Source organism: Stygiolobus caldivivus, from assembly GCF_019704315.1.
Taxonomy (GTDB): Archaea; Thermoproteota; Thermoprotei_A; order Sulfolobales; family Sulfolobaceae; genus Stygiolobus; species Stygiolobus caldivivus.
On the sequence record NZ_AP024597.1, the window covers coordinates 2,704,994 to 2,722,243 of the forward strand.

Annotated in this window: 17 protein-coding genes; 11 read left to right on the plus strand and 6 right to left on the minus strand. The window is 38.9% G+C overall.

Annotation, left to right across the window (positions count from 1 at the left end; all coding sequences use genetic code 11):
- Window positions 1-4: 4 nt before the first annotated feature.
- Together KN1_RS13565 and KN1_RS13570 are read left to right on the plus strand one after the other, a co-directional pair.
- Complete coding sequence (locus KN1_RS13565) at window positions 5-400, plus strand: hypothetical protein (protein ID WP_221288208.1); 396 nt, start codon at window positions 5-7, stop codon at window positions 398-400.
- Window positions 397-939 (plus strand): hypothetical protein, encoded by a 543-nt coding sequence (locus tag KN1_RS13570; protein ID WP_221288210.1) that lies wholly within the window; start codon window positions 397-399, stop codon window positions 937-939. Before KN1_RS13565 ends, KN1_RS13570 begins: the two co-directional genes overlap by 4 nt.
- Here KN1_RS13570 and KN1_RS13575 read toward each other — a convergent pair.
- Window positions 930-1,718 carry a winged helix-turn-helix transcriptional regulator gene (locus tag KN1_RS13575; RefSeq protein WP_221288211.1) on the minus strand — a complete coding sequence of 263 codons (789 nt, stop codon included), beginning with the start codon at window positions 1,716-1,718 and terminating at the stop codon, window positions 930-932. The genes KN1_RS13570 and KN1_RS13575 overlap by 10 nt on opposite strands.
- Window positions 1,719-1,834: 116 nt before the next feature.
- The gene (locus tag KN1_RS13580; protein ID WP_221288212.1) at window positions 1,835-3,316 is read right to left on the minus strand and encodes a carboxypeptidase M32; all 1,482 of its coding nucleotides are present in this window, start codon (window positions 3,314-3,316) and stop codon (window positions 1,835-1,837) included.
- A 72-nt stretch (window positions 3,317-3,388) separates the two neighbouring features.
- Between KN1_RS13580 and KN1_RS13585 the strand changes: the two genes are divergently transcribed.
- Window positions 3,389-6,811 carry an MMPL family transporter gene (locus KN1_RS13585; protein WP_221288213.1) on the plus strand — a complete coding sequence of 1,141 codons (3,423 nt, stop codon included), beginning with the start codon at window positions 3,389-3,391 and terminating at the stop codon, window positions 6,809-6,811.
- Here the strand turns inward: KN1_RS13585 and KN1_RS13590 are convergent.
- On the minus strand, window positions 6,801-7,400 hold the full coding sequence (locus tag KN1_RS13590) for a class I SAM-dependent methyltransferase (RefSeq protein WP_221288214.1): 600 nt from the start codon (window positions 7,398-7,400) through the stop codon (window positions 6,801-6,803). The two genes, KN1_RS13585 and KN1_RS13590, sit on opposite strands and share 11 nt — an antisense overlap.
- A 448-nt stretch (window positions 7,401-7,848) precedes the next feature.
- Between KN1_RS13590 and KN1_RS13595 the strand changes: the two genes are divergently transcribed.
- A complete protein-coding gene (locus KN1_RS13595) occupies window positions 7,849-9,351 on the plus strand; it encodes an ABC1 kinase family protein (RefSeq protein WP_221290805.1) in 1,503 nt (500 codons plus the stop codon).
- Between the two features lie 401 nt (window positions 9,352-9,752).
- Here the strand turns inward: KN1_RS13595 and hsp14 are convergent, their stop codons facing one another.
- A complete protein-coding gene (gene hsp14 / locus KN1_RS13600; RefSeq protein WP_221288215.1) occupies window positions 9,753-10,133 on the minus strand; it encodes an archaeal heat shock protein Hsp14 in 381 nt (126 codons plus the stop codon).
- Between the two features lie 503 nt (window positions 10,134-10,636).
- Here hsp14 and KN1_RS13605 point away from each other — a divergent pair.
- Window positions 10,637-11,224, plus strand: a complete 588-nt coding sequence (locus tag KN1_RS13605; protein ID WP_221288216.1) for a hypothetical protein — start codon at window positions 10,637-10,639, stop codon at window positions 11,222-11,224.
- A gap of 4 nt (window positions 11,225-11,228) precedes the next feature.
- Here KN1_RS13605 and KN1_RS13610 read toward each other — a convergent pair whose 3' ends face one another.
- Window positions 11,229-12,965 (minus strand): hypothetical protein, encoded by a 1,737-nt coding sequence (locus KN1_RS13610; protein WP_221288217.1) that lies wholly within the window; start codon window positions 12,963-12,965, stop codon window positions 11,229-11,231.
- A gap of 281 nt (window positions 12,966-13,246) precedes the next feature.
- Here KN1_RS13610 and KN1_RS13615 point away from each other — a divergent pair, with 281 nt between their 5' ends.
- Genes KN1_RS13615 through KN1_RS13635 form a run of 5 tightly spaced genes read left to right on the plus strand, consistent with a single transcriptional unit; the run spans window position 13,247 to window position 16,328 of the window.
- Window positions 13,247-14,104 (plus strand): heterodisulfide reductase-related iron-sulfur binding cluster, encoded by an 858-nt coding sequence (locus KN1_RS13615; RefSeq protein ID WP_221288218.1) that lies wholly within the window; start codon window positions 13,247-13,249, stop codon window positions 14,102-14,104.
- Window positions 14,101-15,252, plus strand: a complete 1,152-nt coding sequence (locus tag KN1_RS13620; RefSeq protein WP_221288219.1) for an LUD domain-containing protein — start codon at window positions 14,101-14,103, stop codon at window positions 15,250-15,252. The genes KN1_RS13615 and KN1_RS13620 overlap by 4 nt, the downstream gene beginning before the upstream one ends.
- On the plus strand, window positions 15,227-15,457 hold the full coding sequence (locus tag KN1_RS13625; RefSeq protein ID WP_221288221.1) for a hypothetical protein: 231 nt from the start codon (window positions 15,227-15,229) through the stop codon (window positions 15,455-15,457). Before KN1_RS13620 ends, KN1_RS13625 begins: the two co-directional genes overlap by 26 nt.
- Window positions 15,450-15,623, plus strand: coding sequence for a hypothetical protein (locus KN1_RS13630; protein WP_221288223.1), 174 nt, complete (start codon window positions 15,450-15,452; stop codon window positions 15,621-15,623). Before KN1_RS13625 ends, KN1_RS13630 begins: the two co-directional genes overlap by 8 nt.
- Window positions 15,624-15,635: 12 nt before the next feature.
- Window positions 15,636-16,328 carry a zinc ribbon domain-containing protein gene (locus KN1_RS13635; protein ID WP_221288225.1) on the plus strand — a complete coding sequence of 231 codons (693 nt, stop codon included), beginning with the start codon at window positions 15,636-15,638 and terminating at the stop codon, window positions 16,326-16,328.
- On the opposite strand, the gene KN1_RS13640 is transcribed toward KN1_RS13635, so the two are convergent.
- The gene (locus KN1_RS13640) at window positions 16,308-16,868 is read right to left on the minus strand and encodes a hypothetical protein (RefSeq protein ID WP_221288227.1); all 561 of its coding nucleotides are present in this window, start codon (window positions 16,866-16,868) and stop codon (window positions 16,308-16,310) included. The two genes, KN1_RS13635 and KN1_RS13640, sit on opposite strands and share 21 nt — an antisense overlap.
- Window positions 16,869-16,994: 126 nt before the next feature.
- Here KN1_RS13640 and KN1_RS13645 point away from each other — a divergent pair, with 126 nt between their 5' ends.
- On the plus strand, window positions 16,995-17,231 hold the full coding sequence (locus KN1_RS13645; RefSeq protein WP_221288229.1) for a DNA polymerase II: 237 nt from the start codon (window positions 16,995-16,997) through the stop codon (window positions 17,229-17,231).
- Window positions 17,232-17,250 lie beyond the last annotated feature (19 nt).

The following is a 17,250-nucleotide window of genomic DNA, read 5'->3' on the forward strand; positions in this document are numbered from 1 at the left end:
TATTGTGAATTGGGGTAAGATATTTGGACTAATAGGAGCTATCATACTTATTCTAATATTTTTCAACAACCTTCGTATAGAACTTCATTACGCTGTCTTACAAGTTAGTTATTTTGAAAGTTTTAAGAATTTAAACGTGAGCATTATCAATGCAAATGCATCGGATATCGTAGTTAAAGTAACGAATCCTCTGAACGTCCCAGTGACAATATGTAATATCACGGGTAAATACTTAGCCTTTTATAGACCCGTAATAGTCCCACCCTTAAGCGAAAAGAACATTACGATAGGTATAACGAACTATACCGCTCTGTTCAGCAGTATTAGTAATAAAAATGAAGAAATAATAGTCAAGTTAAGGATTGAAAATACTACTATAAAAGCGGTGAATATAATATGAAGACAAACGAGAAATTACTCCTTTTATACTATATAATATCACTAATTATCATAGTCATACCTCTACCGTGGTGGGGCTATAATATTGGAGGCGTATTTGTAATAACCGATTCTCCTTTTCAAATTACTGCAAACTTTATGGGGGTAAATGTAATCTTTGCTGACATAGTCAACTTATTTCTGAACGCGTTCAGGATATATGTGGGGATGAACGTCATTTACGGCCTTTTCATGTTATGGAGTAAGAACACTATAATAAAGTACTCTACGCCGGCCTGGTTACCTGTTTTCTACGTAATTGACCCTATCCTAATATATTTAGTATTCAATTATGTAGTTTCAACGGCTTTGGGCGGTCACTTTAGTTATCCCTTCTTGATAATAGGCACGGAGGACTTCATGACTACATACCAGAACACTACCGTTAAAATGATTATTTCTTCCTATCCCACTGGAGTCTATTGGTTGGCTTTTATCCCTACGGGCTTCTATCTTGCCTTTATTTACTCAGATTATAGGCAAAAGAGGAGTTATAAATAAAACCCGGAGTTTATCTGATAATCATAAATTACCATAACATCAGCTTCTTTATCAGCAACGGTCCTTACAGCTTCTACATATTTCCTCACGCTCTCAATATTATCAGTTATACATGCTATTATACCGGCTTCTCCGTCGTTGATCTCGAGAATTTTACATGAATCGAGGACCTTCCTTGTTTCTGCTACTCTCTTAGTAAACATCGAGAACATTACTACGTCTGTCCTTTTTAGGTCTATTACCGGTACTAATTTTATTATTCCCTTTTCAAGAAGGAGTTTAAGCCTTTTATCAACTAACTTTTGTGCTAACCCTGTTTCCTGAGCTATCTCTGAGCTTTGTGCTCTAGGGTTCCTTACAAAATACTTAACAATTTGTAGGTCATAGGGTTTAGGCGTAATAAGCTCTTGTTTGGGGAAGTACTTTAACGAGTATTCGCCAAGGACTTTCTTCATCCCGTCAATTTTATCTTCAATTTCAGGAAAAGAACTTCCCTCTATACCGTAAACGTTTAACCATTCTAAGCATTTGAACTTGAAGAAAATCCCTTCTCCGATGTAATCGTAGTAGTTCTTGAATGCGACAAAGCCAAAGTATCTACCGTAAAAATTCGGATTAACTAGAACTGTGTACCCCTTAAATACTCCGTCCTCCTGGAGCTTCCTTATCCTATATGTTAAGGATGGAGGAGTTAAGCCCAGTTCCTTAGCTATATTGCGCTGTGACAGGAACGGGTCACGAAAAAGGTAGAGTAGGATCTTCTTTTCGATCTCATCCATCGTATTATTTATACCTCGGCATATCTAAATGTTTTTCCTTTAAACATACAATTTATTAACTATTCAGATATTACTGGATATCGATAAAGAATGATTTACAATATTTTTCTAAGTAATTAAGCGTATTCTTTTCCCTTTGCTAGATACTTATCCCTCAAGTACTTTATTAACCCTTCTGGGTCGTAATCCGTCCCGAAAGCTCTCCTTAGCAGGACTTTGGGCGGGTACGTCGCACCGTATTTACATATTAATTCCCTTAAAGTCTCTCTGAGTTTATCGAATTTAGCCTCAGATACCAGTGAGTAAAGGTCAGTAATCTTTGCGTACAGCATACCCGCAACAATATTCCCCAGAGTGTATGTGGGAAAATAACCTATAGAACCTTGAGACCAGTGTATGTCCTGCAGGACACCCTCTGCATCGTCTTTGGGAGTTACCCCTAAATACTTACTCATTAACTCGTTCCACAAAGACGGTACTTCGTCTACCTTTAGCCTCTCGTTTATTAACCTCTTCTCTATTTCATAACGAACAGCAATATGGAAATTATATGTAACTTCATCTGCGTCTACCCTTATTAAACTGGGTTTTACCGTGTTAAAGTACCGATAAACTTCATCTTTATCATACTTACTTAAGAAAGGTAAGTTGTCCTTCAGTGTGGGATATATTAAATCCACAAACTCTCTGCTCCTACCTATGACGTTTTCCCAAAACCTGGACTGTGACTCGTGGATGCCCGTAGAAGCCCCAGAGGCTATCGGTGTACCTTCAAGTCTCTCGTCGACCATCAGTTCATACATTGCATGTCCGCTTTCATGTATTACAGAGAACATCGTAGCCTTGAAGTCCTTTCCTTCGTATCTGGTGGTTATCCTAACGTCTTTCCCTGATATCCTAATCGTGAAGGGGTGGGCGGAGATATCAAGCCTAAACTTATCAGTTGGCATACCCAACATCTTTACAACATGCTCGTTTACCTTTTTCATCCTCTCAGCCTCATAAGGCACGCTTTCAAGTTCATGAGTCTTAGGGAAATAGCCGTCCTCTTCTACCTTCTTTAGGATATCCCCTAGCTCGGGTAGTAATCTTTCGAAGACCTTATCACCGTCAGCTGTATTGAACCCCTCTTCATACAAATCCAGTAAAGCATCGTAGGGCTCTTTTTCGTAACCCAAGTAATCAGCTATCTGCCTAGATAAGTTAACGATCTTCTCTAAGTACGACGAAAACATCTTGAAATCTGACTTAGACTTTGCATTTCTCCACACTACTACGCTCTCATTAGTGATCTTAGTAAATTCTTTTATTATTTCTATTGGAATTTTAGTATAATATTTAATGTTCCTTCTCAATACCCTTATTACTCCCCTCTCTTCGTCTGTTAACTTTTCTTCCTCAATCCCTTCTAGCTTCCCTGCAAGTCTCATATACACTTCCTTTTCAAGTTCATTAAATACGGCGAATACGTCACCCCTAACAGAGGCATCAGCTTCTGGCATGTACGTCTCTGTGTCCCACGTCATTAACGCTTCTGAATAGCTATAAGCCCACAGTTTCTTGTACTCTTCCAAAATGCCCTTTATGTTTTCAAACATAATGACCACTTTACATTATCACTCGAAACTATTTAGTATAATGCTTTTAAATTAAAGATATATCTATAGCTTATGTTTGAGGCTCTGGGTAAATTCGTTGCTAGTAAATGGTACGCAGTAATAGCTTTATGGGCTATAGTCCTTATCATTTCAGCACCATTATCTGGGCTATTCCTGAAGTCGGTTAATTACCAAGTCACCATCTCAGTCCCTGGTAGCACATCTGCTAAGGCTGAGCATATCGTCAGCCACTACTTTAACTTAAGCGGTGCATCTGGTTCTAACGCAATAATAATAGTTAGGGGTAATTCGACACCTTTTGCGGGTTACTTTGCAAACTTAACATCATATGGAAATATTTCAATAACTAATTACTACTCTATAGAGAAAGACCTCCTCAATAAGACGTTTTACTCTGTTTCGAAGGAAGTAAATAACCTTACTGTGTCACTGCAAAACATTTCCAACAAAGAGGCAAATGTTTCAAACTATTTGGCTGAGGAAAGAGTTAATATTACTTCTGATGTGGAGAACCTCATCAAGTTACATAATGGCACAGTAGAAGTAGAGAAAGAGTTCGTCAATACCTCTAGTACTATTAACAAGACTACCGTTGAATTACTTGCACTCCATAAGGACATGTTGAGTAACTATTCGACTTTCACAGAGATCCACAAGGAAGAGCTAACACTTAACCAGACAGCCTATAATATATCTAAGTTCCTTTACTTACCTATACTTATATTTTTAAAATACTGGACGGCGTACTATAACTTGACTCATAACGTAACAGCTTCAAACGAATATGCGTATTCCAAAACATATCCGTTATTAAGTGGCAAAGAGCTGGATTACTTTTACTTATTTTACCAAAAATGGGAAAACTCTCAGCCTTTACCCGACCCTTACTCAGTAGCTCAATTGGATATTGAAAATATCAGTAATAAAATTTTCAATTCGTCTCAGTTATATGTGATTAATTTCATGTTTAAGTATGTTAACCTAACTAATTTCGATAAGTCTGCTAGTGAAGAGATATTTACAATTAATTTCTTTAACGTGACATATAAAGTCCCGTTTCCACTAGCTAAATCACTCCTTTTTGAAGAACCGCTACAAGTCCTCATAACCCTATATAGCGAAAAAACCGGTCTACCGGAAAGCCTTTTAGAATCCGTCTTCTACTCTACTCAAGCTAACATCAGTAAAATCTCCTTAGAGCTTTTGCTTTCAAAGGCTAATTCGACGAATGAAAGAGAGTTTATTAAATGTGTTTATGAAAACTTGTCTCAGACGCCACAGAATTTCGCTGTTAACTATGTTAGCCTTCACTTGAACGTTAGCCAAAGTACAGTGAAAGAGGCATTGACGCTAAACTCTACTCAGAGTGCTGTCTCCTATGTAGCACAAAAGATATCAAATAAAACGGGACTGTCTAACTGGTTCATTGAATCTCTTTACTATGAGGGGAATGTAAGTAACCTCTCCGCGTACCTTATATCCCTCCACCTTACCGAGCTTGATAAGCTCCTTAATGCCAGCAACTTAACCGCAAGACAGCTAGCCCTTGAGTTACTTAACGCCAGTAACGCTAGACCATTGGCAATATCCTTAATTGTTAACTACATAAACTCTTCCTCTCCAATAGTCTTACTGAACAAGACGTTGCTAAAGTATGATTTGCTCAATAATTACTCTTACTATTCCGTCTTAATTTCCGGCAAATACCCGGTTTATTTAAATATTACTAATGAACTATATTCTAATGATACTCTGCTTTTATTCCTTAAGGGTAATTTCACTTATGATGAAGCCAAAGACCTGGAAAACTTAATTTACACTAATACTCACCTCAAAGTCGTCTTGACCGGTGCTGAACCAATTTCTGAGCAGTTAAAAGACGTTGCTGCTGTAGCCTATTCCACAGCAATACCAGTAGGTATATTCTTAGCCATCTTATTGGCAGGAATATACTTCAGGTCATTTATCGCGGCGTTCATGCCCTTAACGATATACATATCAGCGTTTTTCGTATCTTCAGTGTTCCTTTACATCGTAGTAATTAAGTTACTGCACATTGCTATAAGTTTCTTAGTACCCAGCGAAGTCCTCTTACTTTCTCTTGGGCTCGGGACTGACTACGTCGTGTTCATTGCAAGTAGATATGTTGAAGAGAGGGAGAAAGGTGTTTCCCCTAGAGACGCAGTGTACGAGGCTGTGAGGTGGGGAGGTAGGGCTGTTACAATAACTGCTCTGATCGTAATGGTGTCATTCTTGTTCATTTACGTGTACGACATCCCATTCTTCTCCGACACTGCAATATCTGATATGTTGAGCGTAATTATCATTTGGCTAGCTTCAATAACACTATTCCCTTCAATTCTCAGGGCAGTGGGTGATAAGCTGTTCTTCCCCAGAAGGTTGAACAAGGCAGGGAAAGAGAAAGCAAAGGCTATAAGCCACCCTGGGAGGGTAGTGGGTATTATATCGGCCTTGGTCATCATAGCGGCTGTTTTCGCGTCCTTTACTCCTCTGACCCTGAACGTTTTGGCACTACTCCCTCAGTCCCAAGCCACTGAAGGCGTAAGCTTCCTGAGCTCGCATTTTACCTCAGCAAATGTGTTCCCGATTTACGTAGTTATACCCTATAACTCAACTAACGGGTTCACCCAAAGTACCTATGGGTACACAGTTGATCTCTACAAAGAGCTAACTAATATCTATGGTGTTACCGCAGTGTACTCGCCAGTATCTCCATATGGATATCTAGTAAACTACACTGAGCTCAAGGCTTATAACTATACACAGTATTTATCTCACGGCTATATCCTCTTTGTTGTAAACCAAAAATACCAACCGTTCTCGTTACAAGCTTTTGGGGTGGTTAAGCAGGTACTCCATGTCATAGGTAACAGAGGGTACGTAGGTGGAGGTCCGGTAGACTCCTTCAACATATACAACTTTGTCCAGTCTGACTTCTTTATAATAGTAGGAGAGATAGCTGTTACTATGTTTATTTTACTCCTTATAATGACGAGAAGTCTATCAATATCTGCTGTCATAATTTATGTTATAATGTCTGCCGTTGCGATAACTTTAGGTCTTGAAAGGTTAGTATTTAACTTCTTACTAGGATATTCAATATTTGCCGTAGTACCGATTTTCCTCGTTGCTATAATAATAGGTATAGGGATGGACTATAACATCTTCCTCGTGGCAAGGATCCATGAGGAATTAGAAAAAGGCAAGGATATGAGTGAAGCAATAGCGACTTCAGTTGGAACTCTGAGGCTTACGATCGCATTCTTAGGCCTAATCTTTGCTGGGACACTGGGCTCATTAATGCTGGTAAATGCTTCGATACTCCAAGAACTCGGCTTCGCATTCGCTGTTGCCGCAATACTAGAGACTAGTGTATTATGGGCTTATTTAGCACCGTCACTGATGCTGATCTTGTATAGGAAGTTCAAGATTAGGCCAAAGCTCATTGTTTAACCGCTTCAACGCATACGAAAGACCCGGAGTCCGTATCATTCACTTCATCTATTTTTTCTTCCATTTGGAATAGTGTGGATCGGACGAGGTTTATTTTCATATCTTCAGATTGTAGGGCGTGATAGAGATCTTCCCTACTTATAAAATGGGCTTGCGAATAGTACTTATGCCCTTTTTTACCTAGTTCCTCGTAATACTTCCCGAAGGGAGAATCTCTAGGTATATAACATATGACTATTCTCTTCTTAGTAACTCTCTTTAACTCCTTCACAAACCTTTTAGGGTCGTCTATGAAGCACACAGTTACTGATGAAAATACACACTCGAAGGCGTTTTCCCTGAAGGGCAAATTTAGCGCGTCACCTTGTACTCTGTCCTCATTTTCAGGGATACTCGTAAGCATGAAAATTGACAGATCTAAGGAAACCTTATTCCCGGAAATAGTTTCATGGAATATAGCAGGACCCGAGCCTACATCTAAGCAATTGTTGAGCTTAAAGGAAGAAACTAGCCTTCTCTCACTTTCATAGACCTTGTCGTGAATTCTATACCACTTAGCATAACCATCAGGATCAGTAAAGATCTCCACAGTATATTATATCTACATTCAAGGGTAAAAATATACGTATATTAAAGTCACTTGTGGGCGATCCATGTTTATTTTATAATTTCTATTTGTCTAAGTATAATAAGATTATAACAATTATTATTATAATCATTTAAATATACTACACATATCAATATTAATACGTGGTACCGTGTAAAGGCGTGTAATGATGGGTTTATTATTTAATTTATCTAGAACATGTTACATATACTTTATTATTTGCCCGCGAATTATACTAATTCTAGAAAAATTTCAATTCACAAGGAATACCTTAGCGGCCCCAGTTGTAGGGAAATAAAGTTTCCCTATGCAGTTAATTTACGTAACAGCTAAACCCGCTACTTAAAGTAATTCATACGGGGTCAGAAATCCCTTAATGTAAATTTTATTGTTTGACGGGAAACCTAATTAGTTTTAAATCATACTTATTATTGTGCTGAAGACCATCAGAGTAGGACTTAGGTTATTGCCCCATGTACTTAAGCTCAGGGACTACCGTCTAAAGACGTTGAGGGGAGAAAAAGTAGATGAAGGACAAATGTATAAAGATGCTGAAAAATTCCTTAACGTTATTGTATCCTTGGGTCCTGCTTTTATAAAATTCGGACAAGTCCTCTCTGTCCATTCCGATATTTTACCTGAGCCTTACCTAAAGGTCCTGTCCAAGCTTCAGGACGATGTACCCCCGGCTCCATGGGAAGAAGTGGTCAAAATATTGAAAGAAGATTTAGGCGATAGATTTTATGAGTTCGAAATTAATACAAAACCTATATCGTCAGCAAGTATAGGGCAAGTATATATAGCAAAAAGAAGAAGTGACGGTAAAGTCGTAGTCATTAAAGTGAACAGACCTAGGATAAAGGAGATCGCTGAAGAGGATATAAAGATAATGAAAGCGTTACTCCCCTATACTAAATACCTTATGGACGAGTCTTTTTATGAGAGTTTAAGGGCTATAGTAAATGACTTTAGTAAAAGGATTTTTGAAGAAATGGACTTTACAAGAGAGGAATTTTATATGAGAAAAATAAGAGAAGAACTAGCAGACTTCCCTGATATAGTTATACCAGTCCCTTATTTTTCCACAAAAAGAGTCCTTGTTATGGAGTATGTTAAAGGGTATAAGGTAACATCAGCAGAAGCTAAGAAGATAGTTAAGCCAGATGAACTAGCTTACAGGATTTTTAAGGCATTTATGATAATGCTTCTTGAAAAAGACTACTTTCATGCCGACCCGCACCCTGGGAACCTAGCTGTTGACGAGAAAGGGAACCTAATCATCTATGACTTCGGAATGGTAGGGAGGATGGATCATGAGACCAGGCTCAGGTTATTACGTGCATACGTAGCGCTTATAAAATTAGACGGTATAGGACTGGTTAAAGTATTAGAAGAGCTGGGTGCTATACAGCCTGAGGCTGATAGGGAGATTTTAGCTAAAGGGATAGAACTATTCCTACAACAGTTTCAAGGTGTCACGGCCGAAACGCTTGAAGTAGAGCAATTCCTTGAGGCTGCAAATGAGGTATTTTATAGGTTTCCCCTTAAGCTCCCTGAAAAACTCAGCTTATATATAAGGATGACCTCAATTCTAGGTAGTACTTGTCTTCAAATCGATCCAGAGTTTAACTTTTTCCTTAACTTACAGAGGTTAATAGAGGAGGAGGGTTTAGTATTTCAAGCTATGCTGAGTGACATGAGAAACACTGTGAGCGCTGCCATAAGAAAATTTAGGTTATCAATACTAGAAAAACCTATAGTAATTACAAAAAATAAAAATAGAGTATATGAGCGAATCCTATCAATATCCCTAATAGTGGTCGGGATAATATATTATCTCTTAACTAAGGATTCAACTATAGCTTTATTAATAGGGATCCTAGCCCTAATTGTATCACTAAGTAGGGGTTCGGGCTTCATTGAATTTTCGTGAGTTTGTATCCAAACCCTCAGCCCTCGGGCTTCACCGAAGTCACGGGGCATTCCCCCTATTCGTCCTTCTTCATCCATTTAGCGGGGGTGGCCCAGATCCCTGATATTTGGCAAACGTGGGCAACCGTTATAATCTCGCGCAAAACCTTGCCACCTTTCAGGGAAACCCCACCCACATCTGGTAGTAAGGTTTCTGAGAGATACTTTATCCACTAAGTTATGTAAATTTCACGGTTTACCTGAAACTGTTAGTTATAGCAAAGATATCTTATTAACGTTGACTGGTTTTATAAAAGAGGGAGTGGTAAACGCGAAATACTTAGCCCTTCTTAAATCTTTCGCACGTTTAGTTTTATTATAAATAAATTAAAAAAAAAAGAAACTCTATGTTAGACTAGATACTTATTCTATTTTTACACTAGCTGTACCAGAGATGGGAATCCTAATAGTCAATACTCCGTTCTCATACTTGCCTGTTATCTCAGCATCTTTAGCAGGATTAACGGGTAATTTCACTACCTTTCTAACGTATTTAGGACGTTGGGTCACATATTTTATTCCGGGTTCGGTAATATCTCTTTCAGCTTCTATTATCAGCTCGTTTTGCCCAGTTATTCTAGCTTTTATTTTATCTTTGTTGAAACCCGCTAAATCAGCAACAACTATTAAATATCCACCTTCCTCGTAAACATCGACCGGTGGATAGACTATCTCAAAAACGCTCCTGCTCAGTTCTTCTGCTCTTTTTCCTAACTCTTTACCTATAAAATAGGAGAAACTCATTTCTATCACCTCTTCCTTTTTCTTCTCATTAACAGGCCTAGTAACTTAAAAATCATATACCATTTCAGTATACGTCTCATAAAGATATATCGCATAACAATTATTTATCTTTTTGCTAAAAAACAACTTTAGACACAAAGCACGGACCTTCCACGTGTCTTTTGCAAATTATAGTTTTCTCTATTAAATTAGTGCAAATCCGTTGACGAATAATATAGTATACATAACGTTGCTAGATAAACTAAGTTATTAACCCGTCACCCTTACGCTTTTACTCGGCACCGTGTGTTGATATTGCGATGTGTATATTATCTAATGACTACGATCTAACTGCACCTAGGCATATAGAAATTGGGAAGGAAACGTTGTTCGACCCGGTCAAGCTTTCACTTAATTTTAGTAATTAGACCCAACACGTTTATAACCAATATAAAAGCTTTGGTTCACTTTAATACCGGGGTACTTGACTTATAAATAGTCTAGTCTATAAGGAATAAATTACCGTGATAACGATTACTTTAAATTCAGATAGGTTCACTGTGTTACATTTCCTCCAAGACCATAGAAGGGTAATGAAGGCATTCGACGGCTTTGCGATAACTAAAGAAGGTGTAATATTATGGAAAGGTAAAGAATTTCATTTAACTAAAAAGGAAGTCTCACTATTTGATGTAACGTATAATTTGTCAAGGACTTCGATCTTGGGAAGAAACGATATAACCATCAGGTTTTCCGTTCTTCCGAAGAACTCATTTTGTCTAATTTCTGTTAATACAGAACCAAGAAAGTTAGAAAGTATGTTAAACGAAAAGAAATTTAGAGAGGAATTCGACATCTTTCAGTCTGAGAGCCTTGCCTTAAGTAAACCCGTACTGGCTATGTCTGTTTCTAGGGAAAAGATCCCTGAAGTGCTGGAGTTAGCAATAAGTAAAAGCGTAGGTCAAGTTCTCCTCTTATGGTTTTCATCGAACGATGATAAATATGTTAGGATAAAACTGAAAAACGGCGAATTAATAGAAAAAATAGGGGATTTTGAAGACATATCTTCTGATTCGGTAAACGTTATCGTAAAACAGATAGCTATAGCTTAATCCACTATTTTCTCTTTGTAAATATTAGTAGTGCCCCCACTATAATAACTATTATTATCCCTATTATGGCTAATTCCGGTGTCGTTATCGGAGCTTTCTCCGAAGAAGATGAAGGTGTAATTGGTACATTCGAAACGTTGGCATTGTGAAATACTGTAAGGGCGGAATTTTGAGAGGTAGAGGGTATTTGTGTGGAAGTCGTAGAAGTGACCTGAGCCGTCGAAGTAGTGCTTGAAACTTGTGTCGTAGAAGGTGCTATAGACATATTGTAATAGACAATGTAGTATACGGTCGACGGGTCATCATATACCACGAGCGTTTTATTAATGACGAAATAGTTGGTCGAATTTAATGACACAATAGAACCGGATACTTGCTTATAAACTGCTACTTTTCCGTTTAATATCAGGCTTACGTTAAATACTATATTCCCGCTGTGGTTAAGGACTACCCTTTGAGCCTCGTACTGAGTCCCATTTATTGTCACGATAGTAGGCTGTATTCCTAGCGGTTTTACTAAGCTAACGTTTATTGTAGAGTTATTTAACGTAACTACTACTACCCTAACACTACCGTTCAGGTTAAGGTATACTAATACCCCGCTTTCCGAACTATTGATAGATACTTCATGGGCTAAGTCCACCTTAGCTGTGGAGGATACTTGTCCATTGTTTCCTACCAAGACTATCACGTTTTTCCCATTTATATATACTGTACCGTAGCTTTTCATAGACTCGAGGGCCTTTACACCATGGACTAACAAGATTTTCTCCTCACCGAAGTATACGTTAGTACCCTTACTTGTTAGTAACCTATTCTCTGTCCCGTTATAACTGATAAGGTGGACGTAACCTAAAACTGTACCATTAATGCCGTAAAACTCTACTGTTTCAAAATCTGCCTTTTCATGTCCTAGCATTCCGTTCTGCACAAAGCCTATACCCTCCCCTTTCCAGACTAGGGAAGCGACTAATGTACCATTGAAGTAAGACAGAGTAGGTGAAATATTTTCTTCATTAGCCATAAACATTTGCCCGTTTATACTAGTACTGAAATTTATAGGTTGGTATCTTTTCGGCAAATTTATTGGGACTGATATCTGTACTTGCTCTGATAAACTAACTTTTATACTTTGTAAGGTGTATAACATAAGCGAATACGTTAAAGTATAATTATGTCCTACCTTAACATCTTGAGAAATTACTGAGATCTCACTACCATTAGCGAACTCTAAGTAGACAATACCGCTACCATTTATATACGCGTAAGTAGATATATCAGACGCGTTAAACCCAGACCAGACTAGCGTAGAAGTACCAGAACTATTAACTATCACCCTTACGAGATCCGGTATGTTGGTGTGTATATTTAACCTCATATTCGGAGAAGCGTAAATACTCACATACCCTTTTATTGTACTAACGTCAGGGGAAAAAGTTAAAACATATACGGTCTTATTCAGTGTTATCTGCATAGCCCCTCCTACGTTACTTGTAAGGTTAGACATAGCTGATTCTGTAGTATAGGTCACTGTGCTACCGCCTGTTCTAGGTAAAATACTAATTCCGTTGAGGTTCTGATATGAGCTATAATACCTCTCATAATATATACTCACATTAGTATTAGACGAAGACGCTTGGGATAACAACCCATAAGGTGGTAAAACAATTGAAATTAAAAAGATAAACATAGAAATATAAGCAATTATTATCTTTTCACGTTTATTAAATTCCATTTTCATTAATATAACGCACTTTGTTCCGACTATATAAGGTTAATTAAAACATAGCTAGTTCTATCTTAAACTATTTAAGGATAGGCTTCTTCACCGGTTTATGGAACTTGCATATTACGTTAATGTTCTATATAGAGATATCTTTATGAACTGGATAGGTTAGTGACGGAACACTGTCCTGTTATATAAGGTCAATTAGAAAACTAAGTCCTGACTGTACCACATGTTCCTTTTTTATTCAAGTTTGCGGGATCAAAGTTTATTACCGTACAAAATAATCATTATTGGTGTTAGGAAAGTTAATTTTTCAAAATCTCCAGAAATTCGGCTTTCCATATCCCTTAGATAAATCGATTTGCAGTGGTTGGGCTAAGGACATTCCGAGAGGAGGAGAAACGATAATCTACACTTCTTGCATGTATCAGACAGCGTCTTTAAGCGATATTTTTTCAAAACTCACGCCTTATGCTGAAAAATTATCAGCTTTTAGTGCTTTTGCAAAACTAATAAGACCGAGTAAGGAAGAGATAGAGAGGGCGTATACGGTCCTTAGGAATATATCTTCGATGTTAAGGAATAGGGGTATCCAGTTCGGCTACTTATATGAAGAGGAACCTTACAGCGGGGCAATACTACTTGAGTTAGGTTATCTTGACGAGTTTGCAGAGTACGCAAAAGGGGTAAGAGACTTTTTAAAACAGAGGGGTATCAAGAGAGTGATCACGGTAGACCCCCATACCCATAACGCATTAACAAGGTATAATGAGTTCATCAACTTCGACATAGAAGTGGTAAGCTATTTCGAACTATTGGGTGAGATAAAACCAAGGATCCACGGCGATATAGTAGTCCACGACTCATGCCTTTATTCAAGGTTTTTAGGCAAAAGGGAAGTGTATAGGGGACTGTTAAATTCAGCAGGGCTTAAATTAGTTGAAGACGAATTAGTTACGGGTAAGGACACTTCTTACTGCTGTGGTGGGCCTATAAAGCCCGTGAATAGGGAATTAAGTGAGAAAATAGCAAAAATAAGGGTGGAACAGCTTAGAAAACTAAGCGATAAAATAGTCGTAGTCTGTCCCATGTGCTATGCCAACTTATCTAAATACCACAAAGTCCTCGACTTTGCTGAGGTGGTAGAATGAGCGAATGGGACATTGCCGTAGAGAGGACGATAAATAATAACGTCCCTAGAGTCCATAAGATCCTTTCTCAATACCCCTATATTCAGGATTTAGCTAGAGAATTAAGGAAGGCTAAGTTAGAAGTAATAAATAACTTAGAATACTTTACCCAACAAGCACTGGAATCTGTAAAGAAGATTGGGGGGAACGCTTACTATGTTTCTAGCTTGTATGAAGCGAGGGAAATTGTAGGGAAAATCGTAGGAAAGGACAAAATAGTGGTAATGGGTAAGTCTATGGTAGCTTACGAATTAGGCTTGAGGGAGTACTTAAAGGAATTGGGCAACCAAGTTTGGGAGACGGATCTCGGTGAGTTCCTTATACAACTGGCTAATGAGCCACCTTCACACATAATAGCCCCCGCGATTCATATGACCAAGGAAAGAGTAGTTAAGCTCCTCAGGGAGAGACTCGGTGTAGAAGTTAGCGACAACGCTACCCATGAAGAGCTAGTAGCGATTGTTAGAAAGTTCCTCAGGGAAAAGTTTGTAAATGCAGACGTAGGTATAACCGGGGCAAACGCTGTAGCTGCTGATACCGGTTCGGTGATATTGGTCGAAAACGAGGGGAACATAAGGATGTCTACAGTCCTCCCTAATATCCATATAGCCGTAGCTGGGGTCGAGAAAATAGTCCCCACTTTCTATCACGCTTTAATTGAGGCTACAGTACAAGCCGCTTATGCAGGACTCTACCCCCCAACGTATATTAATCTAACATCAGGCCCGAGTTCCACTGGAGATATAGAGATGAAGAGAGTCAGCCCAGCTCATGGTCCCAAGGAATTCCACCTAGTGCTTGTAGATAACGGAAGAGTCGAAGTGAGTAAAGACGATGTCATAAAAGAAGCGCTATTGTGCATCAGGTGTGGTAGGTGCCATTTACACTGCCCTGTCTATAGGGCACTAGGTGTTGAATGGGGGAGACCTCCTTTTACGGGCCCCATGGGTGCAATGTGGTCGTATGTAGTACACAAAGACACGAGGCCAGCTACGCTTTGTACACACTCAGGCAACTGCAAAGAAGTATGCCCAATGGGCATTAATATACCTAAAGTCTTAGAAAAGATAAAGTGGTTGGATAATGACAAAGAGCATAATAAGGCTTGATAAAGGCTTCTTAATCGAACTTAATAAGAAAGGTATAGAGGTAATTTTAGTAGACGGTAAGATCAAAGTAGGGAATTACGACGGCGTGAATTTTACTGAGAAGAGAGTCAGCGAACAGAAGATGGAATACGTGGGTAAAATAGTTGAGGACGTTAAAAAAAATGATGGATACATGCCCCCATGTAAAAAGTATTATTATGTCTGACATGTTTTATGTGAAGTTCGAGTACGCAGGTAATGAGGTCGTCGCTTTCGTCTCGGAAGGCATGACGACTTTTAACGCTGAAGTTGAGGTGGATAAGGCTATAAAGGAGGAAATTGAAAAGTGTGTGGAGAGGTTTAAAGAGGTAATTCTAAAAAGCACAGAGTGATAATGTGTAGTAATGAAAAAGTGCCCTAGGTGCGGTTATGAGAACCCAGATGAAGCCCCATTTTGTGAGAAATGCCGTTACCCTCTACCCGTTACTCCTATAATGTCTTACAAGTGCCCTAGGTGCGGTTATGAGAACCCGGAAGGGACAGCCTTATGTCAAAAATGTCATTACCCACTATTCAGGATCCCAGTCAGCGAAATTGAACAGCCTAAACGAGAAGAACAAATACCTAAAATTGTCCTTACTCAGCTAGACTACGTCATACTGTTAGTAGGGAGTATTTTAACCTCTCTTGGCGTAATAACTTTCTTCATGTTCTATCCGGACTACAGCGTGGTGTATACAGCCCTAAACGTCTTAGGGACTTCACTACTCACAATCCCCTTCATAAAGGTCAACAAACTCTACGTTTTGGCAATAATAGGGAGTTTCGGCATGTATTTCCTATCCCCTACTTCCCTTATCGGGGTCCTCTTGTTCTCTTTCGGGGGCGTCATGGTTTCGACAGCCTTAAGGGAGTTTTATTTTAGCGTTAAGGACAATGTAGTCCAGTTTTCGTCTTACTTATTGCTCGCAGGGTACCTCTTTGGTATGTTCTTCATAAACCTTTATATGCTAACGATCTCCGGTTATATACTCCTCGCTATATACTCTTTCCAGCAAGGTATCAGGCAGAAAAAGCTAAAGCCCAGCCCAAGCTAGAAGACCGTTACTTTCCTCACCTTTATACATACCTTCTATAGAAACGGGTATTTCCATATAGGGCATTGTAGGGTGTTTTATAAGGTAAAACCTAAACCCCCACTTACTCCTCTTCACCTTAACGATTACGTGCATAGAGTGGTGGTTAAAGGCACCGCCCTGAGGTAGTCCCCTTACTTCTCTGGTGAATACCCATACTTCCCTCCTTAACGAAGACGTGATCTCGGTATACTTCTTACCGTGGAAATAAGGGTCTATTACGATTAGCTCCTTGTCAAAGCTCTCTATTGTGGGTTTGACGTCTTCCGCCTTAAAAGCCCTCCTGATAAACACCTCACTTGTGTTCCCGAGTAGGCGTTGGAACTTTTTCACTAAAAAGGGGTCAAACTTACCAAACTCTTGGACTAGCACTACGTTAACCGGGGCTGAAGCGGCTACAGCCCTATGGGCCAAGAACAAGACATCGTCCCAGCCCCCGTAAAACTCTACTCTTTCATTACTGCTCAGGATACTGTCAATATTTTCAATTTCAAGCCTCATATATTTAAACTATTTTTAAATAATGAGACGGTGTACGCTGAAAGTATTATAATATTTTCGGTCTACTCTCAGTATTTGAAATTATTGATAAAGGCTAATCTAGTAACACCTCTATAAAGAGTATGTATGGGTAGGACACTTCCTTCCCTTACTACGGCGATAAGAGAAGAGACGGAGAGGTTAAGGAGAGTCGCAGAGAGGGTAAAAGACGAAAAGCTAAGGAGGAAATTGTTAAGTGCATTAGAACACACCAGAGAACTGCAGGACGCATTTTACGACGAGGTAGCAGACCCCGAAGAAATAGTCCTCCTGACTATAATCCTCTACTTATGTGGTAATGATGACGACAGGGTATCTGATTGACGCACGTCCGTTGAGGAGT

Bases quoted from the DNA above. Each gene is read 5' to 3' on its own strand.
- KN1_RS13575 (WP_221288211.1), bottom strand. From the start codon at position 1,718: ATGGATGAGATCGAAAAGAAGATCCTACTCTACCTTTTTCGTGACCCG.
- KN1_RS13580 (WP_221288212.1), bottom strand. From the start codon at position 3,316: ATGTTTGAAAACATAAAGGGCATTTTGGAAGAGTACAAGAAACTGTGG.
- KN1_RS13635 (WP_221288225.1), top strand. From the start codon at position 15,636: ATGAAAAAGTGCCCTAGGTGCGGTTATGAGAACCCAGATGAAGCCCCA.
- KN1_RS13610 (WP_221288217.1), bottom strand. From the start codon at position 12,965: ATGAAAATGGAATTTAATAAACGTGAAAAGATAATAATTGCTTATATT.
- KN1_RS13625 (WP_221288221.1), top strand. From the start codon at position 15,227: ATGACAAAGAGCATAATAAGGCTTGATAAAGGCTTCTTAATCGAACTT.
- KN1_RS13645 (WP_221288229.1), top strand. From the start codon at position 16,995: ATGGGTAGGACACTTCCTTCCCTTACTACGGCGATAAGAGAAGAGACG.
- KN1_RS13640 (WP_221288227.1), bottom strand. From the start codon at position 16,868: ATGAGGCTTGAAATTGAAAATATTGACAGTATCCTGAGCAGTAATGAA.
- KN1_RS13630 (WP_221288223.1), top strand. From the start codon at position 15,450: ATGTCTGACATGTTTTATGTGAAGTTCGAGTACGCAGGTAATGAGGTC.
- hsp14 (WP_221288215.1), bottom strand. From the start codon at position 10,133: ATGAGTTTCTCCTATTTTATAGGTAAAGAGTTAGGAAAAAGAGCAGAA.
- KN1_RS13620 (WP_221288219.1), top strand. From the start codon at position 14,101: ATGAGCGAATGGGACATTGCCGTAGAGAGGACGATAAATAATAACGTC.
- KN1_RS13570 (WP_221288210.1), top strand. From the start codon at position 397: ATGAAGACAAACGAGAAATTACTCCTTTTATACTATATAATATCACTA.
- KN1_RS13585 (WP_221288213.1), top strand. From the start codon at position 3,389: ATGTTTGAGGCTCTGGGTAAATTCGTTGCTAGTAAATGGTACGCAGTA.